26 protein-coding genes and 1 pseudogene are annotated in these 22717 nt (G+C 63.2%); 12 read left to right on the top strand and 15 right to left on the bottom strand.

All coding sequences use genetic code 11. From position 1 onward, the window contains the following. Nucleotides 1–121: 121 nt before the first annotated feature. Nucleotides 122–1156, bottom strand: a complete 1035-nt coding sequence (locus B9A95_RS29275; RefSeq protein WP_170928852.1) for a nucleotidyltransferase domain-containing protein — start codon at nt 1154–1156, stop codon at nt 122–124. A 330-nt stretch (nt 1157–1486) separates the two neighbouring features. Here B9A95_RS29275 and B9A95_RS34300 point away from each other — a divergent pair, with 330 nt between their 5' ends. After that, nucleotides 1487–2344 carry a transposase gene (locus B9A95_RS34300; protein WP_170928851.1) on the top strand — a complete coding sequence of 286 codons (858 nt, stop codon included), beginning with the start codon at nt 1487–1489 and terminating at the stop codon, nt 2342–2344. Between the two features lie 675 nt (nt 2345–3019). Here B9A95_RS34300 and B9A95_RS29260 read toward each other — a convergent pair. Beyond that, a complete protein-coding gene (locus tag B9A95_RS29260; RefSeq protein WP_084051144.1) occupies nt 3020–3775 on the bottom strand; it encodes a DeoR/GlpR family DNA-binding transcription regulator in 756 nt (251 codons plus the stop codon). A 122-nt stretch (nt 3776–3897) separates the two neighbouring features. On the opposite strand from B9A95_RS29260, the gene B9A95_RS29255 reads away from it, so the two are divergent. From B9A95_RS29255 to B9A95_RS29245, 3 genes are all read left to right on the top strand, one after another. Next, nucleotides 3898–4482: an NUDIX hydrolase gene (locus B9A95_RS29255; RefSeq protein WP_170928850.1), complete on the top strand. Its 585-nt coding sequence runs from the start codon at nt 3898–3900 to the stop codon at nt 4480–4482. 31 nt (nt 4483–4513) lie between these two features. Next, complete coding sequence (locus B9A95_RS29250; protein WP_212648414.1) at nt 4514–4888, top strand: hypothetical protein; 375 nt, start codon at nt 4514–4516, stop codon at nt 4886–4888. 511 nt (nt 4889–5399) lie between these two features. Further along, entirely contained in the window at nt 5400–5984 is a 585-nt protein-coding gene (locus B9A95_RS29245; RefSeq protein ID WP_170928849.1) for a DUF6923 family protein, read from the top strand. Between the two features lie 132 nt (nt 5985–6116). Here the strand turns inward: B9A95_RS29245 and B9A95_RS36455 are convergent, their stop codons facing one another. Continuing rightward, nucleotides 6117–6326, bottom strand: coding sequence for an IS66 family transposase (locus B9A95_RS36455; protein WP_084051141.1), 210 nt, complete (start codon nt 6324–6326; stop codon nt 6117–6119). Nucleotides 6327–6531: 205 nt separating this feature from the next. Beyond that, nucleotides 6532–7065: a DUF402 domain-containing protein gene (locus B9A95_RS29235; RefSeq protein WP_084051140.1), complete on the bottom strand. Its 534-nt coding sequence runs from the start codon at nt 7063–7065 to the stop codon at nt 6532–6534. An 86-nt stretch (nt 7066–7151) separates the two neighbouring features. Between B9A95_RS29235 and B9A95_RS29230 the strand changes: the two genes are divergently transcribed. Further along, nucleotides 7152–7457, top strand: coding sequence for a hypothetical protein (locus B9A95_RS29230; RefSeq protein WP_084051139.1), 306 nt, complete (start codon nt 7152–7154; stop codon nt 7455–7457). A gap of 620 nt (nt 7458–8077) precedes the next feature. On the opposite strand, the gene B9A95_RS29225 is transcribed toward B9A95_RS29230, so the two are convergent. The 5 genes from B9A95_RS29225 to B9A95_RS29210 form a co-directional block, all read right to left on the bottom strand. Further along, nucleotides 8078–8827, bottom strand: coding sequence for an alpha/beta hydrolase fold domain-containing protein (locus tag B9A95_RS29225; protein WP_170928847.1), 750 nt, complete (start codon nt 8825–8827; stop codon nt 8078–8080). Continuing rightward, nucleotides 8824–9117, bottom strand: coding sequence for a hypothetical protein (locus B9A95_RS34295; RefSeq protein WP_170928846.1), 294 nt, complete (start codon nt 9115–9117; stop codon nt 8824–8826). Before B9A95_RS34295 ends, B9A95_RS29225 begins: the two co-directional genes overlap by 4 nt. Nucleotides 9118–9194: 77 nt before the next feature. Then, a complete protein-coding gene (locus tag B9A95_RS29220; RefSeq protein WP_139807140.1) occupies nt 9195–9605 on the bottom strand; it encodes a hypothetical protein in 411 nt (136 codons plus the stop codon). Further along, the gene (locus B9A95_RS34290) at nt 9602–10390 is read right to left on the bottom strand and encodes an SDR family oxidoreductase (protein ID WP_084051137.1); all 789 of its coding nucleotides are present in this window, start codon (nt 10388–10390) and stop codon (nt 9602–9604) included. Before B9A95_RS34290 ends, B9A95_RS29220 begins: the two co-directional genes overlap by 4 nt. A 1032-nt stretch (nt 10391–11422) precedes the next feature. Further along, nucleotides 11423–12679: a cation:proton antiporter gene (locus B9A95_RS29210; RefSeq protein ID WP_084051136.1), complete on the bottom strand. Its 1257-nt coding sequence runs from the start codon at nt 12677–12679 to the stop codon at nt 11423–11425. A gap of 235 nt (nt 12680–12914) precedes the next feature. On the opposite strand from B9A95_RS29210, the gene B9A95_RS29205 reads away from it, so the two are divergent. The 4 genes from B9A95_RS29205 to B9A95_RS37375 all read left to right on the top strand — a co-directional run bounded on the left by B9A95_RS29205 (nt 12915) and on the right by B9A95_RS37375 (nt 14926). Continuing rightward, complete coding sequence (locus B9A95_RS29205) at nt 12915–13208, top strand: hypothetical protein (RefSeq protein WP_139807139.1); 294 nt, start codon at nt 12915–12917, stop codon at nt 13206–13208. A gap of 517 nt (nt 13209–13725) precedes the next feature. Further along, nucleotides 13726–14046, top strand: a complete 321-nt coding sequence (locus B9A95_RS29190; RefSeq protein ID WP_084051132.1) for a Dabb family protein — start codon at nt 13726–13728, stop codon at nt 14044–14046. Nucleotides 14047–14279: 233 nt separating this feature from the next. Beyond that, nucleotides 14280–14450 (top strand): SAM-dependent DNA methyltransferase, encoded by a 171-nt coding sequence (locus B9A95_RS34825; protein ID WP_212648413.1) that lies wholly within the window; start codon nt 14280–14282, stop codon nt 14448–14450. Between the two features lie 119 nt (nt 14451–14569). After that, the gene (locus tag B9A95_RS37375) at nt 14570–14926 is read left to right on the top strand and encodes an N-6 DNA methylase (protein WP_212648412.1); all 357 of its coding nucleotides are present in this window, start codon (nt 14570–14572) and stop codon (nt 14924–14926) included. 678 nt (nt 14927–15604) lie between these two features. Here B9A95_RS37375 and B9A95_RS35880 read toward each other — a convergent pair. Together B9A95_RS35880 and B9A95_RS35875 are read right to left on the bottom strand one after the other, a co-directional pair. Further along, nucleotides 15605–16174 (bottom strand): M28 family metallopeptidase, encoded by a 570-nt coding sequence (locus tag B9A95_RS35880; protein WP_245808573.1) that lies wholly within the window; start codon nt 16172–16174, stop codon nt 15605–15607. Nucleotides 16175–16281: 107 nt separating this feature from the next. Continuing rightward, nucleotides 16282–16413, bottom strand: a pseudogene (locus B9A95_RS35875) (PA domain-containing protein); the annotation flags it as partial. A gap of 608 nt (nt 16414–17021) precedes the next feature. Here B9A95_RS35875 and B9A95_RS29175 point away from each other — a divergent pair. Next, entirely contained in the window at nt 17022–18074 is a 1053-nt protein-coding gene (locus B9A95_RS29175) for a GGDEF domain-containing protein (RefSeq protein ID WP_170928845.1), read from the top strand. Nucleotides 18075–18793: 719 nt separating this feature from the next. On the opposite strand, the gene B9A95_RS37370 is transcribed toward B9A95_RS29175, so the two are convergent. Then, nucleotides 18794–19282, bottom strand: a complete 489-nt coding sequence (locus B9A95_RS37370) for a PAS domain S-box protein (RefSeq protein ID WP_170928844.1) — start codon at nt 19280–19282, stop codon at nt 18794–18796. Further along, a complete protein-coding gene (locus tag B9A95_RS29165) occupies nt 19239–20114 on the bottom strand; it encodes an alpha/beta fold hydrolase (protein WP_170928843.1) in 876 nt (291 codons plus the stop codon). Before B9A95_RS29165 ends, B9A95_RS37370 begins: the two co-directional genes overlap by 44 nt. Before the next feature lie 293 nt (nt 20115–20407). Between B9A95_RS29165 and B9A95_RS32880 the strand changes: the two genes are divergently transcribed. Next, nucleotides 20408–20638 carry a hypothetical protein gene (locus tag B9A95_RS32880; protein WP_139807138.1) on the top strand — a complete coding sequence of 77 codons (231 nt, stop codon included), beginning with the start codon at nt 20408–20410 and terminating at the stop codon, nt 20636–20638. Between the two features lie 141 nt (nt 20639–20779). Here the strand turns inward: B9A95_RS32880 and B9A95_RS29160 are convergent, their stop codons facing one another. Beyond that, on the bottom strand, nt 20780–21301 hold the full coding sequence (locus tag B9A95_RS29160) for a DinB family protein (protein WP_170928842.1): 522 nt from the start codon (nt 21299–21301) through the stop codon (nt 20780–20782). Nucleotides 21302–21306: 5 nt separating this feature from the next. After that, nucleotides 21307–21714: a DUF421 domain-containing protein gene (locus tag B9A95_RS29155; protein WP_245808572.1), complete on the bottom strand. Its 408-nt coding sequence runs from the start codon at nt 21712–21714 to the stop codon at nt 21307–21309. A 533-nt stretch (nt 21715–22247) separates the two neighbouring features. Between B9A95_RS29155 and B9A95_RS29145 the strand changes: the two genes are divergently transcribed. After that, entirely contained in the window at nt 22248–22664 is a 417-nt protein-coding gene (locus tag B9A95_RS29145) for a hypothetical protein (protein ID WP_139807137.1), read from the top strand. Nucleotides 22665–22717 lie beyond the last annotated feature (53 nt).

Raw genomic sequence — 22717 nt, 5'->3', positions numbered from 1 at the left:
GTTGGTTCGACTCCAATCGCCCACACCTCTTCAGGCGACCGAGCGGTCGCCTTCTTCTTTTGTAACTGCTCAGCACAACACCAACTGTTGTGCTGAGCAGTTCCCGCGCTCGACGCTGAGGTCAGCGGCCGCCACTTGCGTTCAGTTGTGCAGTCCACGGGTGCCCTGGAACAGTCGCTCCAATCCGGGCGCTCAGCCAGGCCTGTTGTGCGGCGGTCAGGTAAGGCCGCAGCCGCAGAAAGTCCCGCTGGTCCTTGGGACGTACGGGTGACCCTGGTCGGCCGGCCTTGAAGAGCAGCGCGGCTTCCGGCGTCAGGTACGGCAGATGGTGCGGCCCGTAGCACCTCGCCTGCTCCAGAGGGAGGGTGATGTCCGGGTCGCGGCGGTACCTCCAGTTTCCGCCGCTGAGGTCGGTGAGCATGAGATCGAGCATCATCACTTCCTGCAGGTCTGGGTGCCGCGCATGCACCTGGAAGTCAGGCGGAATCAGGGGCGTCACCCAAGGCTGGTACCTGCGGTTCACCGGCACGTCCAGACGCCAGCCCAGGCGCTGCAGATGCTGCTGAAGTTCCGCCTGCCGGTCACGGGGCACAACGACGTCCAGGTCTTCATGTGGACGGGTCACGGCGCCGACGTGCAAGTCGAGCGCAACGCCGCCCGCGAACATCCACGGAAAGTCCAGCGGGGCGAGTACCTGCGCGGCAGTACAGGCGCGCTCAAAGCCCGTGACGCGGGCGTGATGGGCGGTCGCCCGCTCGCGGAAGACCGCGTCGGCCTCTTCACGTCCCTCACGCCGGAACACCTGCGCGTACGCTGCCGCCGCATCCGGGTCGGCGGCCAGCAAGGCGTTGAGAGCGTGCTGATCCGCACGCCAACTGGTTGTTTCGTCGAGCAGGACCAGGCGCCAGCCCGCCGGGTGGAGCCAGTGCAGACCTTGTGGCCGGTAGCCCAAAGTCTCAAGCGCCTGCGCCTGAGCGGCCGTGATGGGGTCGGGGAGGAGAGCGACGTGCAGTTCCGGCACGTCGAGGTCCTGGAGGCAGGGGACGCTGCCTGGGCCGCCGACCTGGGCGTGGAACACCCCGTCTTCGCGGTTGCGGTCAAGGAAATCACCCAGGGTGGCATACAGGTCGGTGAGGGCCAACTGCAGGTCAGGCATGCTGCCAGTGTGAGGGGTCAGACCAGGGAAGTACCTGGACTCCCTTCTCCAATCGGTATCGCACCGAAAAGGAGCGTTTGCTGGCGCGGCGCTTGAGTCCAAGCAGGTCTTCAGGGAGGGGGGCCTGCTGCCGCTTCGCCTCTCAACTCCAGGGCAGCTCCGCCCTGGTTCCCGACGTGTCCGGGTGGTGGACCCCTCACTGCAATTTGCCCTGACAGGGCCGCCCTGCGCTGAGATACGGGTTAGGGGAGCCGCGCCAGGATGCGTAACTGACATCTTGCAGTTTTAGAAAAGGTCGTCTGAAACGCGCTTTTGGCCCCATAGAGGGGTGTGAACCCAAAAGGACAGCGTTCCAGACGACTTTATTCTGACATCCTGCCCTGCTTTTTCCGCAAGCAGCACCGGGAATCCTTCGAGGTCTTTCTCGACCTGCTGCTGGATGGTTCCGGCAGACCTCTGCCGGAACGCGCTACGGTTAAATCCCCCTCGGCCCTCAGCCGCTTTCTCAGCCATGCGGGCTGGAACACCCGGCAGTTGTGCCAAGTCACGCGTCAGCACGCTCGAGAGACGTTGCAGGACCTGTGGCGACAGCAACCCCATCAGCGCCCCCGGCTGGAACTGCTGGTGGGTCTCACCCATCTGGAAAAGACCGGCAAGTTCAGCGAACTTGCCGATGGGGTCCACACCTACCACGGCGTTCACTTGGTGGTGTTGTCCTTGCGCTGTGGGGAGCTTCGTCTACCCTGGGCTTTTCAAGTCTGGCGGGGGAAGGGTACCCCTTCCCCCGCACAACTCGCCCTGAAGTTGCTCCGAACCGTCCCTGCGACGTTGCTGAAGGGGAAACGTCGGCCTCGTCTGCACGCGGACGGGGGCTTTGAGCGTGCCGAGTTCATCCGGAGCGTGCTGAATCGGGGCCTCGACATTGTGGTGGGGGTGCGTTGTACCTGGAAACTGGAGGATGGGCGGCAAGTCCGTCATCTGATGGTCCGCGGCAGCCTGCTCAGGCCCACAGGGCTTGACCAGGTGATGTGCATTTCCTGGGTGTGGCTCCACCGCAACAAGGCACCGGAACAACGTTTCGTGAGGTCCAATCTCGACCTGGGGGGCAAGTACCTGGCACGGGTGAAAAAGCGCCGCCCTGCGGATAGAAGCCTTTTTCAAGACGGTGAAGGGACGCTTCGGCCTTGAACGCTTCGCCCAGCACAGTCAGCAGGGAGTGTTGCGCTGGTGGTGCCTCTCGGGGATGGCCTTCCTCCTCTGTCATTTTCAGGACCTTGACCTGCCCATCGATACACCAGGAACGCGGCCTGACTGGGGCGACTGAGCGAGAACCGTACGGTTCTCGCTCGTTCCAGAAGTGCGTCGTTAAGCACTTCAACTGGAGCGAGAGGCCCTCGATGCCTTCCACAACGCACTTCCTCCTTTCACAACCTCAACTGCAGGATGTCAGTCTGGGCAGGGCCGCCCCAGCTCGTTGACCCGCACCTTCCACCGGTGGACGCAGGGAATGCATGCACGTGGTAGGAGAGCTGGCGCAAGCCCTGGGCACCAGGCCTCCAGGGCTTCCGCGTGGAGAGCGAGCAGCCATGTCATTTCCAGCTACCAGTAGAATTCCAGGTGTGCTGGCTTTAGCCGTATCGTCAGCTTCTGCCATAAAGCTTGTGGGGAGACTGCATGACGACGAATGTACCTGAGGAAAGGCAATCTGTGACCAACCAGCGCGACAGGCTGTCACATGCTGAGTAGTTACCTTCTTTTTTCACAAGTTGCCGCGGCTCCGGTTTACTCTGACCAGGCCAGATCCTGCCCGGTTTGCAGCAGGCCTTTGTGGCCCTCCTTGCTCCAAGGGTTTGAAACAACATTTCAAGCCCGAATAATGGACAGGCCCAGCTCAATGTATGGTGTGGTCACATCCTCCGGTACGTCCTGTTCCACCACCAGACCGCTTACCTCGCTGATGGAGGCGATCACGTAGGGCGAGGCAACTCCCAGCTTTTCGCTCGACGCCAGCACGACCGTCTCCGCCGCTCGGCGGCTCAGCGCACGCTTGACGTGGGCCTCCTCCAGGTCCCCTGTGCTCAGGCCTTCTTGCACATGCACGCCGGTCACCCCCATGAAGTAGGTGTCTGCGCGCACGTGTCCGATGGCCTCGATGGCCGCCGCCCCCACCGCCACCACAGAATGCTTAAACAGTCGTCCGCCGATCAGCACCACTTCAACCCCTGGATGTTGCGCAAGTTCCACGGCGATGGTCGGGCTGTGCGTCACCACGGTCGCTTTCAGGTCCAACGGCAAGTGGCGCGCGACCTGGACGGCTGTCGTACCTCCATCCAGAATTACAATCTGGTCCGGCTGCACCAGGCGTGCCGCGGCGCGCCCGACCGCCACCTTGGCTTCTGAAGCCAGGTCTTGGCGGGCTGTGAAGTTCACCGCGGCTGGCGAGGCGGGCAGGGCTCCACCATGGACCCGCTGCACGAGCCCTTCAGCTGCAAGTTCGCGCAGATCACGCCGAATGGTGTCCTCCGACAGTCCAAGCTCCTGGCTGAGCGCCTTCGCCACGATCTGCCCATCACGCCGCAGGAGGCTGAGAAGGTGTTGCTTACGTTGGCTGGTCAGCACGAAATCTCCTTTCCCCCAATATACCATTTGCACGGTATTTCTTGACTTTGCACGAAATTTCCGGGTAAGGTGGGACCAGGGAGAGCGGCCAGACCCTCCGCCCACGAAAGGACACCGCCACCTTGAACACGACCGAGCGAGTTCGTATTCACGACGTTCAGATGCTGTCTGATGACTGGTACGTTCTCAAGAAGACGACCTTCGAGTACCGGCGCAACGATGGCACGTGGCAGCGCCAGAGTCGGGAAACCTACGACCGTGGCAACGGTGCGACCCTCCTGCTCTACCACCTCGCGCAGCGGACAGTCATCCTGATTCGACAATTCCGTTTCCCGGCCTTCGTGAACGGCCACCACGGGCTGCTGATCGAGACGCCCGCAGGGTTGCTCGACAACGCCACTCCAGAAGAACGGATCAAGGCCGAAACCGAGGAGGAGACCGGCTACAGGGTCAAGCACATACAGAAGGTGTTCGAAGCCTACATGAGCCCAGGTTCAGTCACCGAAAAGTTGCACTTCTTCGTCGCCGAGTACGACCCCAACTCTAAAGCAGGGGCCGGCGGAGGTGTCGAGACGGAAGGCGAGGACATTGAGGTGCTGGAGTTCTCCATTGACGAAGCGCTAGGAATGATTCAGACGGGCGAAATCATAGATGGCAAGACGATCATGCTGCTTCAATACGCCCAGTTACACCTTTTCATCGGGTGAGCCGCTTTACGGCTCCCAGGAGGTTTCCGAGATGTCCCAGACCAAGTCCATGTTGATCCTGATCGCGGGACCTTACCGCAGCGGCACTGGCGATGACCCCCAGAAGATGGCTGCCAACCTGCGCCGACTGGAAGAGGTGTCCTGGCCGTTGTTTCAAGCCGGACATGTGCCCATAATCGGCGAGTGGGTGGCACTGCCAATCTGGCACGTCGCCGGAGGGAAGGAAGTGGGTGACGCGCTGTATGACCGGATTCTGCACCCTACGGCCGGGCGGTTGATTCAACTGTGTCACGCCGTGCTGCGCCTGGAAGGCGAATCCAAGGGAGCAGACAACGACGTCCGTTTGGCCCGTGAGCGGGGAATTCCCGTGTATTTCCGGCTTGAAGATGTGCCTGGTTGCAGTTGATCCCAATGCCCTCGCCTCGGCCGACGCTCCATTCGCCAGCGGTGAGGGCGGCATGTGGACCCCGATCACTTCCAATTCCAGGCTGAGTTGATCGGTCAGGACAGTGGAATGACACCTCTGCTCCGGGCGTAAGGACCTACCGCAGCGTCGGTGGTCTGCGGTGGGACGCAGATTGCTCGCCACAGCGCACAGGGTGGCGGCCTGAAGTGCGGGGTAGACGCCTCCTGACCACCCGTGTGTTCTGAGCGTCTGCCTGAGGGTAGAGGCAAAAGCGCAAGTCGCTCAACGTGAGATCTGGCTTTGCTCAGGTCCATGTTCCTCGCTGTGATGATTCGCGAAAAGGAGTTCAATGCTTTATCTTCTGAAACCCCCCTCAACGCTGAGCACCTCTCGTTGGCTTCCCTTTCTGTTGCTGACGTTGGTCGGCTGTGGGTCGCTGCCGCACACGACTCCAAACCCAGGGCCTGTGCCTTTCGTGCGTGCCGCCGCGACCGGACAACAAGGTGTGTCCATGGTGGCCCTTGATGCCACTGGGCCAGACCTTTCGCTTCCGCTTCCCCCGGACGGAATAACTGTGTTTGCGGATATTGCCCGCAATCCTAAAAACGGCGCGATGTACGCCATAACGAACTCCAGCTTACATGTGCTCAATATGCAAACAGGACGGGACACGCTCCAGGGTCTTCTGAAGGTCGCCGACATGACTGCGCTCGCCTTTGATCTCGGAGGGCATCTTTACGCAGGGAGCCGAAGTGGGCGCCTGTATCAAGTGGATCAGGGGACGGGTAAGACAACGCAGATTGGAACCGGCCAGACGACGCCAGCTATAGCCGGAGACCTCGCGTTCAGTCATGATGGTACGTTGTATGCCTCAGTATTGGCTGGAACGAGTGATCAACTCGTCACCATTAATGTCTCCACAGGAGAGGCTACCCCAGTGGGTTTGATCGGCTTTGGCCAGGTGTATGGCCTCACGTTCAGAGGGGAGATGCTGTACGGGATGACGGAGGCCGGAGCCCTGATCTGGATCGACCGGGAAACTGGTAGAGGAACTCTGGTTCGGCGCACTGGCCTGACGGCCACGGGTATGGAATAAAGAGAGGATGGAAGTAATTTCGCGACTGCTCAGCAGACGGGCTGCCGTGCTGAGCAGTCGCGCCAATGTATTTGATGAGCGGTCTGTGGTTAGCGGGGCATCGGGTGCCCGGCCGAAAGGTTGAGCACCCGGTCAGCGCATCAGGCCGGTCAGGACCCCGTCACGGTCCTGACCGGCCTGATGCGCGGTTTCCACAGTGGACTTGATCCGCATGTACGTCTGCCCGCCCTCTGCATTCTTGCTGCACTGCGCGACCTTCCTCGCCATCACTACCGTCCGCGGACTCCGTTCCGCTGCATTGTTCGTCGGTGGAATGGCCGGGCGCTTCAGGAACTGCCACAACCGATTCTGCTTCAGGATGCCGCACCGGAGTCGCGCAGTTCATACCTGCCGCCGCGAATGTGTTGTCCCTCAACGAACAGAATGTAGGGATGGCCCGGTGCAGCAGGCCCCGGGTACAACATGGCTTGACCTTGGCGTTCAAGGCCTGGATCTGGGCTTTGTCGGGTCGACCGCTTGCGAGGGAAGCGGCGCGCGTCATGCCCAGTTATTGCGTCTGGAAAGCCGTTGGGCCACGCCAGGTGAGCGTGACGCCCAGGCTTTCCAGCCATCTGTTGAGCGTGCCGTGCTGGAGCATGCCGTTGGTCAGGCGGTGCAGGGAGGTGAGGGCGTGTTCCGCCTCATCTGGCGTCAGCAGGCCTTCGCGGATGGCACCGAGGTACTCGTCGGTGTCCTCGATCTCCGCCGTGCCGTTCTCACTCACGGTCAGGTCGAGGTACAGGTCGCGGGTGACCCAGGTCGTGTCCCCGGGCGTGATGGCGGCGACATCGACGTAATAGAGGTTCTGTGCGGCCCATCCAGTGCCGGTGTAGCGGTTGATCAGCAAACCGTACTCCGGCAGGACGTGGCGTTCCATGTGCGTGATGTCCGGGTGCTGGTGAAATGCCCGGGCGACGTGCAGCCCTGTGGGAGAGAGGTGCGCCCAGTCGAGGCGGTACGTGACGGGCGGGGTGCCTGTTGCGTAATCGAGGGTATGGGTCAAGTCCGTGAGATTCAGCGTTTCGACGCGGGCAGGGTGCATAGAGGTAGTTTTCCATGTCCGCCAGGCACCCCGCTGGACCTGAGAAGCCCTGCGCCTCTCGCCCTGGACTTTGAGGAGGGACCGGCGTGGTGAGCGTCACAGAGGTTGACCAGCAGGGTTCTACCTTCACGTTCGCACCGGGGACGCGCGTCTGCCGAAAGGAAGATGTCCGCGCACAACTTTTGGGGGCATCGGTGGGAGCACTGCACGGTGCTGGGAACACCTTTAAAGACCCTGGAGGACGGTTCGGACTGGACGGGGATCACCGGATCGGTGCTCCTCTGGCGCCGGCCCTGCCCCTCGCGTCTGGTCGTCCTGACGACGCGGCTTACCCGGCGGCCCTGGGAGCCCGCGCCCGGGCACGCCTGGAAGAACTGGCTTCCCGGGCCTGACTGAAGGGATCTCCCAGACAAAGCGCAGGTCCACTGCGCCAAACCGGCTTTCTCTCCGCCAGTAACCCCCCTGCCCAGAGGGAGCGCGCGGCCAGACCGTTTGCCCGGGGTGGGCAGGCAGCAGATGACCCGTTCCTGCGACCCCATCACGGCGCAACTTCTGCCTCTGCAGGCCGCCTATCCTCGCGGATCACATGGTCTTTGGATGGGGAGAGCGCGTGCGGTTGCAGGTGCCGATCGTGGGGCTGCCTTTTGCGCCCATATGCGGTGGTGCGCGTAGTAGAGACGTCCGGTCACCACCGGACCGTGTTCAACCGGCGGACCGGGTCAAAAGCGCGCGTGACTGAACTCTGCAAGGGGAACGGGGGCAAGGGGAGCGCTCACGCTCCAGTTCCGCCCCGTACGGCGCGGCATGTTGTCCGCACGATACGGTATGAGGATTTTGGTTCATCCGCGATGAAATAACGGGCCAGCCCGAGCAGGAAAAGCGGTGACGGCTGGACTACAGCCCCATGATGATCGCCAGCCGCGTCCACCGGAGGCGCAGAAGCCGATGCGCTGAATTCGGCGCCGACGAAGCCATAGTGCCGACGGGACCGCTGCTGGCTGCGCGTTTCACCTCACGGACAGCAGGCCATCTGCCACCGCTCCACGATAAATGCCCACGCGGCCCGACCGCTGCGGGTGGGCAGCAGCGGATAGACGTGCAGGCCTCCCGGCTGCTCGATGAGTTCAAGGGCCGTTCCAGCGTCCTTCGCGTTCCGCGCGAGCAGTCGGGCGTCCGGGTTGAGAATGTCGTGCGTTCCGGACAGCACTGTGATTGGACCGAGGTCTTTGAGGTCGCCGAACAGGGGGCTAACCCGCGGGTCGGTCAGCGGGAGCTGCCCCTGCCACAACTGGGTGAAGACCCCTGCACCTTCGCTGGCGATCAGCGGATCCCGCGGTTGAACCCTCGCAATATCCGGGTTGGTGAACGTCAGGTCCAGTGCGGGTGAGATCAGTACGGTCTGGGGCAGCACGGTGCCGTGGTCGCCTCTGAGCACGAGAGCCGCGGAAAGCGCGATCTGACCACCCGCCGAGTCCCCGGAAAGTCCGGTGGGTTCGCCCTGGCAGATGCTGTCCAGGACCAGTTGAACCACCGACCTGGCCACCGTGTCGGCCGTCCCGCCAGGCACCTTCGGGTAGATCGGGACGGTGACGGTCGTGCAGACCTCTGCCGCGATCTGCGCAGTGAGCCGCCAGTGCAGCGGCAGGATCTGATTCACCCATCCACCTCCGTGGATGTAGACCACGTTGCCGCGGGGCCTGGGGCCGCGCGGCGTAACGGTGTAGACCAGCATGCCGGATCGCACGTCGGTACGGAACGTCACGTCGTGAGGTAGCCGCCGCGGAGGATGGTAAGACTGCGGCCTGTGCTGCAGGTTCGCAAGGTGATGTCTGCCTGGGGCGTCACAAATGGGGCATTCACCCGCATTGCCCGCGCAAGGTGGGGCGTCGCCCATTCCAGGAGGGTGACCGGAGCCAACCGCGCAGGAGCTCCAGAGAGCAGCCAACTGGGGAGCCGTGCCAGGAGTTCGGGCGCAGCCTGCGGAGCGCCAAGTGCGGCAACGTTCCGAAACTCGGGTGGGTCTGAATTGTTCCGGCGCAACGGCGTATTCATGTCAGCCTTCTTTGGTGAAGGGCCGTGGTGCTGAGGACACCCGGGGCGCTGCGGGTCCTGAGGGTTTTTTCCCCCGGTCAGCGTGGGGCGGAGCGGGTCAGGATGAGCGCACACGCGGCGGCGGTGATGAGGCCAACCAGGCTGCTGAGTTCGTCCGCGTGGGTCGTGAGGGTGTGCAGGTGCTTGGCGTGGTAGACGAAATGCGGGACGGCGTACATCAGGGCAGTCCAGCCGACGATGCGGACGTCCATCCGCGCCGGGTTTTGCCACGCGAACCAGGCGAGCACGGCCAGACTGAGATTCAGACCGCCGACGTCACGCACGAGGTGTTCGTTGTAAGGTCCGTCGCCGGCCACCCACACGCCGAATCCAGGGAACCGGTCGTAGAATGCACGTGGAAAAAACTGGGCCCAGACCCCGACGAGCAGGGAGGTGGCGCCCAGATATGTCAGGGCCAAAGGAATCAGCAAACGCACACGAGGAGTCATGCGGATGTGGCCCCTGTGGTTTCACGCTGGGAGGCGGTCAGCCACGACGCCCAGCCTTCACCAACGACCTCGGCGTCGCTGGCGACCGCGGCCCGTCCCTGCCACGCCCGGAACAGCGGGATCGGCAGAGGGAGCGGGATGACGGCGTTCTGACCAGCCCGGCCCGGCCGTTGCCGGGCGAGGGTCGTGAGGCTGGCGGCGTCCGGGCCAGCGAGGTCGGGCACCCGGCCGGCCGGTTCACCGAGTGTGAGCTGCGCCAGGCGCTGGGCGACGACCTGTGCCCCGACCGGTTGCAGGATCACACCGGCCGGAACCAGCGTGACCGGGCCCAGGGTCAGCTGCTGCAGCAATTGAGCGACGAATTCATGGAATTGCGTGGACCGCTGGATGGTAAAGGGCACCCCACTGCCTTTGAGCCGCTGCTCGATTTCCAGCTTCTCGCGGTAGTACGCGGCACCCTGCATGCGTTCCAGGCCAGTGATGCTCATGTACGCCACGTGCTGGACCCCACTGCGGCAAAGGGCCGGGAACAGGGTATCGGCCACGGCGAGGTCTGCACCGGCCTTGAGGGGTTGGGTCGCCAGATGCAACAGGGTGTCCGCGCCGTCCAGGGCCTGCTGGCAGGCAACGGGGTCGCGCAGGTCGCCCTGGATCCAGGTTACGCTCGGCATTTCCCGGCCCGGGCGGCGGCTGATCAGGCGCAGCTGGGCGCCGTGCGACAGGAGATGCGGGATAACTCGTTGGCCAAGCAGACCTGATCCGCCCGTCAGCAGCACGGTCCTCATCGGCACACTCCAGCTGCGGCGCTCGGTAGAGCAGCGCTGCCCTCACGGGTAAGAAGTACTTTGCCGATCAGGATGTGGTGGAGCGGGGACCCTGTTGACGTGGTGTGCACTGGATTCTCCTTCGGTGGGGTTCCGGCCGGACAGAACTGAGGTGCGGGTGCCCTGGAGTCAGGCAGGCCGGTCCCGTGGTGGGAGGGGTGATGGGATGCCGTGATATCCGAGTTGTGGGAAGGGCGGCGCAGGCTTCGGCCGACCCATGCGGCAGCCGCCAGGCAAAGAGCGTTTTGGCCGCTGAGCAGTGGGCGTTCCATGGACATAACAAGCTGAACGTTCGTTCAGTAAGACCACCATACGCGGCTTGCTGGCCAACACGAGGGACAAGTGCCCTGCCCACGGATCCTCCTCGGTCCCGGCGTCACCACTGCTTCAAGGCACAGGGGGTTGACCGATCACCACAGGCGCCTCACAAGCTGGAGGTAAGGCCTCCAGGCAGGGCCCCTGGTGCGGGCGTGTCGCCCGTTCATTGCCTGGAATGCGGGTGGAACACGTCGTCAATTCCAAATGTTTTGAGGTGGAGAGTGCAGTATACAAATCGGCGGGATTCTTCTCGACTCCCGTTCCCCGCTCTCTTTGGGCAGCACCATGCTGAAGCACGTCCTGGGTCAGGAAACGGCTCCAGAGTTCTCCCCTCTCCCCGGCTTGGAGGAGCACCAGGACGTGCTACAGCGCGTAGGCCAAGGGTTGAAAACTGAGCGAAGGGAAGTGCCTTTTTGCGCTGTGGCACGACGAAATCGGCGACCTACAGTCGGAACGCCCTGAACCCCTCTTGCCACCATTGGTTGGCCTGGAGCGCCTTTGTAGGCCTTCAGCCGAGCTGCCTGGTGGGTCACTTGCCATAGGTGAGCGGTTTCCCGGGCGCAGGGGTGTCGGGAGGAATTTCGACCAGGACAGGTTGCTGTTCTCTCATCACTCGGGGTCTGGAAGCCGGCCCCCGTGGCAAGCGATCCACCCGGTGCACCATCAATCTGGTGTTTACGCCCCCTGTTCCCCCGCCCGCGCAGCCAGACGGCCCACCGTCAACCCTTGCACGATGATGCTGAAGACCACCACCACGTAGGTCATTACCAGGAAGAGGTCACGCGCCTGGCCAGCCGGCACCGTAAAGGCCAGCGCCACGCTGATTGCCCCACGCAGCCCGCCCCAGATCATCAGGCGACGTGTATAGGGCGCAAAAGTATGGCGCCGGTTCAAGAACCACACGGGCACCTGCACGCTCACCGTGCGAATCAGCAGCAGCAGTGGGATGGTGATCAATCCCAGCACCAGCGCTGTACCGCTGAAATCCACCGCCACGACGACCAAGGCCAGCAGGGCAAACAGGAAGATGTTAAGCAACTCGTCCGTCAGGTGCCAGAAAGCATCGAATTTCTCGCGGCTGCTCAAGCTGGCCGGGCGGCGATCCGTAAGAGAGCCGACCAGGAGTCCTGCAGCCACAGCGGCCAGTGGGGCAGAAACATGGAGGTGCGTCGCCACTGCTGTACAGGCCAGAACCAGACCCAAGGTCAGCAGTACCTCGACCACAAAGTCATGCACAGACCGCAGGGCCAGGTAGGCCACCAGCCCCAGAATGGCGCCGAGCAGCAGTCCGCCGACGGCTTCCTGAGCAAACAAGGTCAGGACACCCAGCGCACTCAGCTCTGGGCTGTGACCGCCAGTTCCTGCGGCGGCGATACTCGCCAGCACGGCAAAGGCCACCACCCCCACGCCATCGTTGAACAGACTTTCACCGGCGACCAGCGTTTCGATGCGCTTGGGCACCTTGGCCTGCTTAAGCATTCCGAGTACTGCCACTGGGTCGGTGGGCGAAATGAGGGCCCCGAAGAGCAGGCAGTAGACGAAAGGGACCCCGAGTCCAAACAGGCGCAGCAGGCCGTACAGTGCGCCGCCCATCAGCCCCGTGGATATGGCGGTGGACAGCAGTGCAAAAGAGATCACTGGGCCGCGCAAACTCCACAGGGCATGTGAGTTGAGGCTGAGGGCCCCAGCAAACAGCAAAAAGGACAGCACACCCTCGAACACGAAGACGTCAAACGAAATTCCCCGTGCGGCTTCGGCCGCGGACAGGGCGAAAGGAACGCGCAGGGCCACGAGCGCGAGCAGGGCCAGGCTGATCAGCAGCCCCCCCACCGTGACGCCGATGGAGGCAGGCAACTTGAGAAACCGGGCGTTCACGAAGGCCAGGGCCGCGGTGACGCAGACCAGGAGGGCGGAGAGGTCCAGAAGGCTCATGGACCACCAACGGTGTGGGGGCGGGTGAGACGAAAGAGGGGGCGGAGCGACTTCTGCTGAGGATGATCACGGCGCATAAGGACCTCGCTGGGGAAAACAACATGGAGGAGCCTGCGGTAGCAGGCTCCTCCAGTTCGACGTATGGCCGCCGGCACCTGATTCAGAAGAATCAGGGTTGTTCTGCCAGTGTACCGCACAGCTGGCCCAGGACGTCCCAGGTGAGGCCTGCCGTGACTTGGATGCTCACGAGGAAGCCCAGGCCAGAGCATGGAAGGCGCGGTGCAACGTGCTGGAGCTGGAGGGCCACAACATTAGAGATACCGAATACTGGCTCGACGTTGAGTTCGTCGAACCCTGCCCAGAGGGAGGAGTGGCGGGACGCTTGCACCAGGACGAAATCTGCATGCCTTCTTGCCCTGCGGTGGTCGCGGCGTACGGCTGGGAGTGGCCGCTCTCCGAGGACGAGGTGCTCGCGCGACTGCAGGCAATCAATCTGGAGCGTGCAGATCAGCCCTTAGCGGCCACATAACCGGGTGCGAACTCTCCAGGGCGTGACGGACCTCCTCACTGGCCGCGCCCTGCCCAGCAGCACCCAGGAGCGGGTGCTGCACCGCGCCCAGCGCACGAACGGTGAGTGGGCCAGCATGACACGCGAGGAACCGATCTGGCCGCTGCGCGCCGGTGTGACGACGGCCATGGGACCAGGCTGGAGTTCCGTAGGCCCTGACGCTGCGGAACTCCAGCTCTCTATCTGTTTCGTAAGGATTGCGGTTGGTCAGTTGCGAAACGACAGAATGACCCGAGCGGAGGGGAGGGAACGGATGATCCCGCAAACCGTATGAAGTGAGGTGTTCGGCGGTCTGCTGGATTTCGCGGTGGCTCAGCTGACGCAGGCGGTGTGGGCCGCATCCGCCCGAGCGGGGAAGAGGTGCGTCTCAGGCGTGACCCTTCCCTTCGCAACGATTCACCGGCCCCTGGGTCCGTATGGTGGGGTGCTTTTCCAGGACCACTCCAATGTCTGGGAGCTGTGAAAGGATGTGGACGTTATGTTCGAGCACATCGTCATTTTCCGATTCAAGGAGCCGCTGTCTCCCGAAAAGCAAACAGAGCTGGTGGGGGCCATCCTGGAGTTCAGGGAGCAGATTCCGGGCATTGTTGGTCTCTCCGCAGGCATCAATGAAACGGAAGAAGTTCAGAACATTCACGATTACACCCTGGGCCTGCGAATCACCTTTGAAGATCGGGACGCCCTCAAGGGCTATTTGCCCCATCCAGCGCACCAGGCCTTCGTGCAGTGGCTGGACGGCCTCGTGGAGAGCGTGGTGGTCATGGATTACCCGGTGGAAGCCAGGGAGGTCTCCGGGTGACGCGCTGATCCGGCACGCCTGGAGCAGGGCTCCTCGAGCATTTGTCAAAGGGAGGACTTCTTTTTGACGGCGCCCGGCGAGCGAGGTTGAATGCGCATTGGGGAGAATGGCGCCATGAGGGGTACCTTCCCAACGACGGCGTAATTCGGACAAATGCCATAAAGCCGTTCGGTTCCAGGCCAGTGTCCGGGGCTCGCTCAGAACACCGACCTCTCCCCACCCCTCAAGGCCCCATGATCAAAACAGCCGATGTCGTCCAGAAACTCTGGAACCGCTGGAATGACGGCGCGACCTACCGCCAGTACGTCACGGAACTGATCTATCTGCTGTTCCTGAAGCTGGCCAAGAAGACTGGTACAGAAGACCAGCTGCCGGATGGGGGTACCGCTGAGGCGACCCGCTGAACCTGAGCGCCCCGGGCCTGTTCGGGCGTTACCGCCGTACCCTGCTGGAGCTGGGCACGAAGGGCTCACCGCTTGTTCGGCAGATCTACGCGGACGCCAGCAGCTTCATCCGCAAGCTTGTGACGATCCGCAAGTCCGTGACGGACATCCGTGCTCTGGACTGGTACAGCGCCCGCGAGGAAGGCTGCGGGGACCTGTATAAAGGTCTACTCGCGAAGAACGCCGACGAGAAGAAGAGCGGCGCAGGCCAGTACTTCACGCCCAGGCCCCCGACCGACGCGATTGTCGCGTCGATGAAGCCGACGGGCGGGCGAGGACCGCATTCAGGACCCCGCTGCAGGGACGGGCAGTTTCCTCATTGCCGCGCACCCCTACTGGCCTACTCGGAAGATGTTTTAAGCGGTGCATCGGGGGTGAGTTTGCGCCAAATGCTGAGGCAAGCCGTCAACTCGACAAAGCCGGGATACAGGGCTTGACGCTTCTCCCAGCGCGTCAGACGTACCTTGTGGCCTCCAGGGGCTGACCCCCACAACGTACCCCCTGCCTCCGCTCTCGGGCAGCGTGAAGCGTGACAAGCGGAGACGTCCGACGCTTGAGGCTCCCGGCCTGGAGAAACCGGAGATCCCCAACCCTTCAGGAAGCAGCTCAGCACAAGCTGCAGGTTGTCCCGATGCTGCAGGGAAGCGGGTGACTGCTCTGCTCAGCTGTCCTAAAGCGCAGGAGACGGATCTGGGATGTGTGGCCCACCGGGTGTCGCTGTACCTGCACCCTCAGAGCTTGCGGGGTTTTTCCAACCCCAGGGCGAAAGTGGCGGAGGCCCTACCGGTGAAGTGGGAAGTCCTCCTCCGAGAGGTCTTGACGCGTGTGGTATGTTCTGAACGTAAATACTATCCTGTTTTTTCTTAAAAATCATTTATGCCCATCAGGAGAAGCGAAAAGGCGCCCGCGTTGATACCGGGTGCCTTGCTTTTCAAGCGGTTCCTTCTTCTCTGGGATGTTGAGGGGAAGATGCGTGAGGCCGGCTCAAAGAGAGCAGGCCAAACGGGGTCAACCCTCAGGAGCTGCGCTCAACTCTTCTTCCCCAGCGCCAGTAGAAGTCCTCACGCCCATTTCGGCTTCCAGGTCGCTCTGCGGTCATCCCTCTCCTGGCACATCTAGCGCCCCGTAGAGGTCGGCTTCAACGCAGCGCCGGCGGTCTTCAATGTGGCTCCTACCGTAGCCCGAATGAGTTCCGGGTTGGCCAGCGCATCCGTCGGCTGGTGATAGTTGGCGTCCAGCCCCCGGTGGAAGAACAGTGTGGGAATACCCGCCTGTGCAAAAGGCACCTGGTCGCTGCCCTGGTCTGGGGAGGAGCCAGCAATCTGCGCGGCCTGCCGTGGGGTGTCGACGAGCTGGCGTTCGCCCGTCACACGGAGTGGTGCGGCATTCACCCCGACCATGTCGAAGTTGAACATGGTCTTCAGTCCCTGCACCAGCGCTGGGTTCTCCTGAACAAAAGTGCGTGAGCCACGGAGGCCGTCCTCCTCTCCGTCGAACAGCGCGAAGAAGCTCCGCTGGGCAAGTGGGGTGTGGACCGCACGGCGGGCAAGTTCGACCACGGCAGCGGTACCCGACAGATTGTCGTTGGCACCAGGAGAACGGAACACCGAGTCCAGGCGACTCCCAAACACAATTTCCGGGCGGGTGACACCCCACTTGAACGCCACCACGTTGACACCGCGCACCTACTGTCACGTACCCGAACGTTCAGGGTGATCTGTTGACCGTCCTGCAGGGCCGTGCCCGCAGTGCTGGTTACCGTGAGGGCGGGTAAAGTCAGGCGTTCACCGAGACGACCCTGCAGCTCCTTGGCTTCATTGTTCACCACGATCAGCCCGGCCGCACGCACCGCAAGGGCGTTCTTGGCCTTTTCGAGGAACGGGATCTGGCCGCGCTGCACCCCCACCTGACCGCGGACGTTCACGGTACGGAAGTTCTCCGGGGCGTCCACGCCCGGGACCCGTACGACTCGCGCTGTCACTGTCCCGCCAGTGCTGCCTTACAGCGCGCTGGAAGGGTGCTCCTGCCCAAACGGACATCCGAGCCCAGATCACCGAACCGGGGATACGTGAAGACGTCGCGGTGGGTGGTTTAGCCAAGCGCCCGAAACTGGGATTCGAAGTAGGCCCGGGCCTTCTCATTGGCTTCAGTTCCGGCCACACGTGGGCCGAACTTCAAGACGGTGCTCAAGTCTTCGCCTGGGCAGAAGACGCCAGCATCAACATGCCCAGGAGGGCACGCGCGTTCCAGAGTTGCATGGATGGAGAAGAGCATGCGCAAAGGCGGAGAAAGCCGCCGTCTCTCACGGTTGAACGCTGGTGGGCCGGACGGCGCATCAGCCCTCCTGTAAGGGGCACTGGAGCAGCGGCAAGAGCTGAGCGGGAGCGCAGGCACTCTCCTGCCCGGGCCACCTGCATGTTCGTCGTTTTGCTGTCCTTGCGCCGAATGAGCACATTCTTCCCGCCATGCCCAGCGCCCTCCCCTCATTTGGGCGTCATAGATGAGAAAGAGAGACCTCCTTACGATGCCGGTATGGGCCGGCAGAACAGACGAAAGTTCTCGGGCCTGGACGCCGAGGCGTGGCGCTACCGCTTCTACGTCAGCATGACCGGGATGATTCTTCTGGGGGAGGCGGGCGTGGCCTTGTACGACCATCTCCAGCGCGGCCCCACCACGTCCCATGGATGGGAGTCCACGTTCGGCGCTCTGTTTTGCGGGGCCATTCTTGCCGCTTTGCTGTCGCGCCGCATTACCTTGCGCTTCCTGGATCTCCTGGTGACCTTCAGCGTCTCGCTGGTGCTGGTCATTCAGTTGATTCAACAGTTTCAGAGCCCTGCGCTGCCCGAACCTCGGCTGTATTTCATTGGCTTGTTCGTCATCTTGGCAACGGTCACGAACCTTCCTCTGCGCCCTGCACTGCTCTGGATGGGCGTGATCATGCTGGCGTACCTCACGCTGATCCTGACCCGGCCGGCGCCTCAAGACTTCACCCTGCTGGTTGAAATGTCGGTGGTGGTCCTGCTCATCCTGCAACTGGGCATTTTTGGTCGGCAGATCACCAGCGAACGGACGGAAGGGTTGCAGTACCGAACGCTGGCCCTCACCGATTCGCTGACAGGTCTGTTCAACCGCAGGGCGATGTACGACCGGCTTCAACAGGTGTTGGAGGAGCGGAAGGATGGCCGCCCTTTCGCCGTAGTGCTGCTGGACCTCGATCATTTCAAGGCCATCAATGATCGGTACGGGCATGACGCAGGCGATCAGGTGTTGCAACGCATGGCCGCGGTGTTGAAGGCAGGAATACGGGAGGGTGACTGGGTGGCTCGCTGGGGCGGGGAAGAATTTCTGGTGCTGTTGCGCGGGGTGAACGCCGTTCAGGCGGAGCAGATTACGGCGCGGTTTCGCCAGTCCGTGCGTGAGACACGGCTGGACGGCCTGCCGATGTTCACAGCGAGCTTCGGCGTGACGGCGGGACAGCCGGGTGATGACGTGCGCAGCCTGCTGCAGCGGGCGGACGCCCTGCTGTACCGGGCCAAATCGCTGGGACGTGACCAATGGCAAACGGACGCCTCTCCTTTGTCATGATGGGTGAGGGAAGTTCCACCTTGCTGTAGGGGGGAACATCAGACGTCATAAGACGCCGCTGACAGCCTTGCGAGGAGCCCGTAGCTATACTCCGGAGAAATTCAGAGGAGTATGCATATGCTGTCTGGCACAGCATTTATGGGCCCGTGCACTGTTGAAACCACTTCGTGCTGTGGGCCAGGGAAGGAGCGACCGCCCTTCAATCTGGCGGAGGAATGGGGGTACGGCCCCACTCGTGAAGCCCAGAGCCGGGGGTTCAACACGGCACCGTTTGCCCCTGAGCGCTCAGGCCTACAGGACTGGGTCACGTCCAGGACAGCTTCGGCGTGGCCCGTGAGTATTCCCCGAAGTACAGGTAGGGGGTGGGCGTCCTCGCGCTCATACCTGCCACTGCTGTGGATCGCGAGAACCTGCCGTCGTCCCGGCGCATAAGTGGCGCCACGCTCCAGCGCACGCAGCCCTCAGGGCGGCGGGGAGCCCCACGGCACCAGGAAACGACAGGGGAGAGGACCCCCCTGCAGAAAGCCAAAGAGGAAGGCGACCCAGGGGTCACCTCCCAGCCGAAGCAGAAGATGCCGAGTTGTGCCCAAAGGCGCGGGCTGCCTCCTTCATCAGAGGCAGGCAATACCGCCGTTCACGTCACCTTACCCAACGGATTGGCTCCGTGAAAGGCAACGCACCGATTCCTCCCTGCGGCTTTGGCCACATAGAGGGCTCCGTCAGCGCACGCCATCAGGTGATCGACCGCTGCCGTCACGTCGCCCGAAAACGCGAGATCCGCACTGACGGGGTGACGGGTGACAATGGCTTAAATCCCTCCACTCGTTCTGCGCCTCAATCTGCGTGCGGTGAGGACGATCAGGGGCGTTTCCTGCGCCAGTCAACTCGGACGCTTCAATCCGCTCACCTTCTGCGATCTTGCTCAAGGTGCTCGTGCTGTCAGCTTGCCATTCAGGTGGGACAAACAGCGTGATGGGCTGACCGATGGCTTCAGCCGCCGTATAGCCGGACAACCGCGTGGCTCCTGCGTTCCAGGAGCGGCTGGTGTGATGAAGGTCTGTGCCGACGATGGAGTCATGACTGGCCCTGGCGATGGCAGCCAGATGATCAGCGCTGTTGGAGCGTCGGCCTTGACCGCCAAGACCCTCCGCCCTCCCGATTGGTTCAGGGGGTGTGCGCGAGCAGCGCCTGAAGAATCTCGTACGCACGCGTCCACAAGATCGACGCGCCCTCGTTTGCGTCAAGGACGCGTGTGGCGTACGGCAGCCGACTGGCGAGGGTCATGCCGAAATCCGGGGAGTGTACGGTACTGGCGTCCTGACCGCCGAACCAAAGGTCCACCGGAATGCGCATCTCTTCGGGCTCGTACGGCCACGGCGCCAGGGCGTTCACGAGATCACGGGCGTACGGGCGTGCGCCGCGCGCGAAGCCTTCAGCAAGGGCCTGACGGTACGCCGCATGGAAGGTCGGGTCGAGGTACACCGCGCGGTCACGTTCGCCGCTCATGCCCAAGATCAGCTCCCACAGGCCCCCTGCCGTGGCGAAGTCGGCGAAGGCAGCCTCGAAGCCGTCCGGGTCAGTGGCAATCGCGCTCACCATGTTCGCCACGTCCGGTGACAGCAAGGGCGTCAGGGCAGGGTGCCTCAGGTCATCCTGCGGGGATACCAGCGCGGCTGCCCCCACCAGGTCCGCTCCGGCCAGGGCCAGCGCGAACGGCGCTCCCTGCGAGAAGCCCACCACGCGGGCATCACCCAGGCGGGCCGTGTGCAACAAACACCTCACGTCCGCCACCCAACTGAGCAGGGTCTTTTTGGGATGTGGGTCACTTCGGCCCAGACCAGGCCGGTCCGGCACGATCAGCCGGACATCCAGCGCACTCAGCACACCCGCGCCGAAGCCGAGCGCACCGCTCATCGCCGCGCCAGTACAGAACACCACTGGACGCCCATTCTGAGGGCCCCATTCGGACCAAGCGAACACCCGTCCATCCGGGAGGCGCAGGTCAATCTGCCGTTCGGGCGGCGTTATACCGTACGTCATGGCGTGCAGTGTAGGCAGACCTGCCGCACGCCGCATACGCCGTTTGGCGGGCCCGGGACGCCGCGCTCAGGGGCGGCACTGCCCAAGATGTCCGCCGTGCATATCGAGAAAGACGGCTGATGCTGAGCCGCACCTCGCCCCTACTGCGCGGCAGGTCTTCAGGGCTGTTTGGTCCTGAGCCGGTGTCAAAAGCGCACCCACCGGCCTGGCGATGGAGATCTGTTTGCCCGGAGCACGCGCCGCCTCGCGTGTAACGCGAGAAGCCCGGTGCTGTGGCGGACTGCACTCCTGGCGTGATCAGCACGCGTCCAGAGCTGTCTCCTGCAAGACCTCAGTGCATTCCCCAGGCCTGCCTCGACCGAGAGGGGCGTGTGCAGACCACCCGTGTGCGGCCTCTCCCGCCTGCCACACACCGCACGAGAGGTGGAACGCTGAACACGGGCGTGACCTCGGCGCCGTCCAGCGTGATGGGCGTCACCTCCCCGCCCGGGCAGGGCAGCGGCGGACCCACCTCGCCCCCATGAGCGCGGCCACCCACTCCAGAACGGTGGTCCGGCTGCCTCTAGGGCTTGAGATGGCTGGGCACCCGGGGCAACCTCGTTCAGGTTCAGGACGCCTTCTGTAGGGCCGATGTAGGACAACCGGTCCAGTGCAGCAGCGGAGGATCAGGCTGGGCCCGGTGCAGCCCGGTGCAGGTGTCCCAGGAAAGCGATCTGCCCCGCGTGGTGCGCCTCGTGTAGGGTGAGGTGGTGGAGGACCCACGCGGGCGTGACGGTATAGGCGCTGAGCTCGCGCGGACGGTGGTAGTCCTCAGGCGTCATGACCTCAAACGTCTTCACGAGTTCTGCGCGCACCCAGGCCAGCCGCTCCAGGTGACGTTCCAGAGCTTCACCCCGCATCTGGGTCAACCGGCCGTCGGAACTCCGCACGTCTACAGGAAACCAGGCATTCCAGCCGGGCGGAAACACGTCGCCGCAGACCTCGACGGCCAGCCAGTCGAGTTCAATGGCAGCGATGTGGTAGAGGAGATCACCCACGCTGCTCAGCCCCGGACCGGCGGTCCAGTCCACCTCACCGATCTTGTTCACCCGCTCTCGCGTGCGCGTCCGTGCTTCGCCCAGCCGCCAGAGCGCTTCTCCAATCTCCGGGGTGGTGGCTTTCAAGCTTTGCGTCAGAAACAATTCCATTCCACTCAACATATCCAGGGGCGAAATGCGGCGCATCTGCCAAAAAGCTGAAGATCAGCCTGCGTGACCCGAGGGGGGGCAGTTTCGACGCGTTCACTGCGGATGACCAGGAAGGACAGCAGCCGTTGGAAGGCGGCGATGAGGGCCAGGACCAGCATGGCGCGCAGCGGGGAGACTTCCGGGTAGAACAACATGGGGTCACCGGCAGCGGAACCGGGCCCGATGACACTGGCGAGCTCCAGTGGGCTGAGCTGGGCCAGGCCGCGCTTGCCGGTGATGCGGAGCAGGAAGACCAGCCACAGGAACATCAGGGCGGTGCGGAACACGATCTCCAGCAGGAAGAGCGGTGGGGCGTCACCCAGAAATATGCGCGCGATGTCGAAGGGAACGGTCCCTGCGCTTCCCAAACTCATGAGGTGTGGCCTGAAGACAAAGGCAGAAAGGGACAGAGCGTCAACAGGGTTTAAGGGCTTCCTGGTACCGCGCCCAAGCGGGAGCGCAAGTCGAAGGGGTTCGGCGGTGACGACGGCCAGCATGAGTTCGCGCCCGATGTGCCGACCGACATGACGCTGGTGGGGCTGTTCGGCCGTGGGGGGACGTTCATTGACGCGCTGGGCATTCTCGGCGCGCCGGACAGCGGGTGGAGCAGGAGCACAGCCGGCTCCAGACCCGGAGCAGGGAAAAAGCGTGCCCCCCGGGTGGTGAAAGACAACGCCGGGGCAGCGCCCACAGCACCTGCCAAGCGCAAAAGCACAGCGAAAGCTGAACTGGTGGTCGGCGCGTCGACACCAGCGAAGAAAAGCGCTGCACACCGGTCCAGAAAGGCAACGATCGACGCTCAGGGGACGGGCTGAGAGAACAGACCGTCAAACGAAAACTCCAGCGGATTCAGACGGGTTGCATCCCCCCCTCTCAGCAGCTACCGTGCTCTCCAAGGTTGCTCCCTATGCGAATCCACTGTGCCGCCGCCCTGCTTCTGTCTCTGTCTATCGCCGGTGCTCGGCCCCAGCATCGCCCAAGCCCTGAAGCGCTCGCCGCCGCCTTGGGCATCCGTTCGGTGGGGTTAGGCATTCCCGGCGACCGGATTCTCCAGACCTTCCAGACGTGCAGTCCTGGAAGAATCCCGCGGCAGTGCGTCTTTGCCATCGTCAGCCAGAGGCAGACGCCTCAGGGCCCCGCGCACGACGTCACCATCCATCACGCGCAGCTCGGTTCCTGGCTCTGCGGCGTCACCCTGCCCGTCCCGGAACACGGCGCGCAGTACCGCCTCAAGGTTGGGCCGAACAGCTGGCAACTGCTGCTCAAACGCCCGGGTACGCCTCCCGTCAACCTGAATCCGCAGCTGAAATGTCTTGAGAACTGACGCCGGACATTGGTCTCTTCGTTCCCAGCGCTGCCAGGCTGAGTGGTGAGATG

Origin of the sequence: Deinococcus hopiensis KR-140, from assembly GCF_900176165.1 — a bacterium.
GTDB lineage: Bacteria > Deinococcota > Deinococci > Deinococcales > Deinococcaceae > Deinococcus > Deinococcus hopiensis.
This window is presented reverse-complemented; position numbering and strand designations above follow the sequence as displayed.

Bases quoted from the DNA above. Each gene is read 5' to 3' on its own strand.
- B9A95_RS29275 (WP_170928852.1), bottom strand. From the start codon at position 1,156: ATGCCTGACCTGCAGTTGGCCCTCACCGACCTGTATGCCACCCTGGGT.
- B9A95_RS29250 (WP_212648414.1), top strand. From the start codon at position 4,514: ATGTCCCAGACCAAGTCCATGTTGATCCTGATCGCGGGACCTTACCGC.
- B9A95_RS29245 (WP_170928849.1), top strand. From the start codon at position 5,400: ATGGTGGCCCTTGATGCCACTGGGCCAGACCTTTCGCTTCCGCTTCCC.
- B9A95_RS29235 (WP_084051140.1), bottom strand. From the start codon at position 7,065: ATGCACCCTGCCCGCGTCGAAACGCTGAATCTCACGGACTTGACCCAT.
- B9A95_RS34295 (WP_170928846.1), bottom strand. From the start codon at position 9,117: ATGAATACGCCGTTGCGCCGGAACAATTCAGACCCACCCGAGTTTCGG.
- B9A95_RS29220 (WP_139807140.1), bottom strand. From the start codon at position 9,605: ATGACTCCTCGTGTGCGTTTGCTGATTCCTTTGGCCCTGACATATCTG.
- B9A95_RS34290 (WP_084051137.1), bottom strand. From the start codon at position 10,390: ATGAGGACCGTGCTGCTGACGGGCGGATCAGGTCTGCTTGGCCAACGA.
- B9A95_RS29210 (WP_084051136.1), bottom strand. From the start codon at position 12,679: ATGAGCCTTCTGGACCTCTCCGCCCTCCTGGTCTGCGTCACCGCGGCC.
- B9A95_RS29190 (WP_084051132.1), top strand. From the start codon at position 13,726: ATGTTCGAGCACATCGTCATTTTCCGATTCAAGGAGCCGCTGTCTCCC.
- B9A95_RS34825 (WP_212648413.1), top strand. From the start codon at position 14,280: ATGATCAAAACAGCCGATGTCGTCCAGAAACTCTGGAACCGCTGGAAT.
- B9A95_RS29175 (WP_170928845.1), top strand. From the start codon at position 17,022: ATGGGCCGGCAGAACAGACGAAAGTTCTCGGGCCTGGACGCCGAGGCG.
- B9A95_RS29165 (WP_170928843.1), bottom strand. From the start codon at position 20,114: ATGACGTACGGTATAACGCCGCCCGAACGGCAGATTGACCTGCGCCTC.
- B9A95_RS29160 (WP_170928842.1), bottom strand. From the start codon at position 21,301: ATGGAATTGTTTCTGACGCAAAGCTTGAAAGCCACCACCCCGGAGATT.
- B9A95_RS29155 (WP_245808572.1), bottom strand. From the start codon at position 21,714: ATGAGTTTGGGAAGCGCAGGGACCGTTCCCTTCGACATCGCGCGCATA.
- B9A95_RS29145 (WP_139807137.1), top strand. From the start codon at position 22,248: ATGCGAATCCACTGTGCCGCCGCCCTGCTTCTGTCTCTGTCTATCGCC.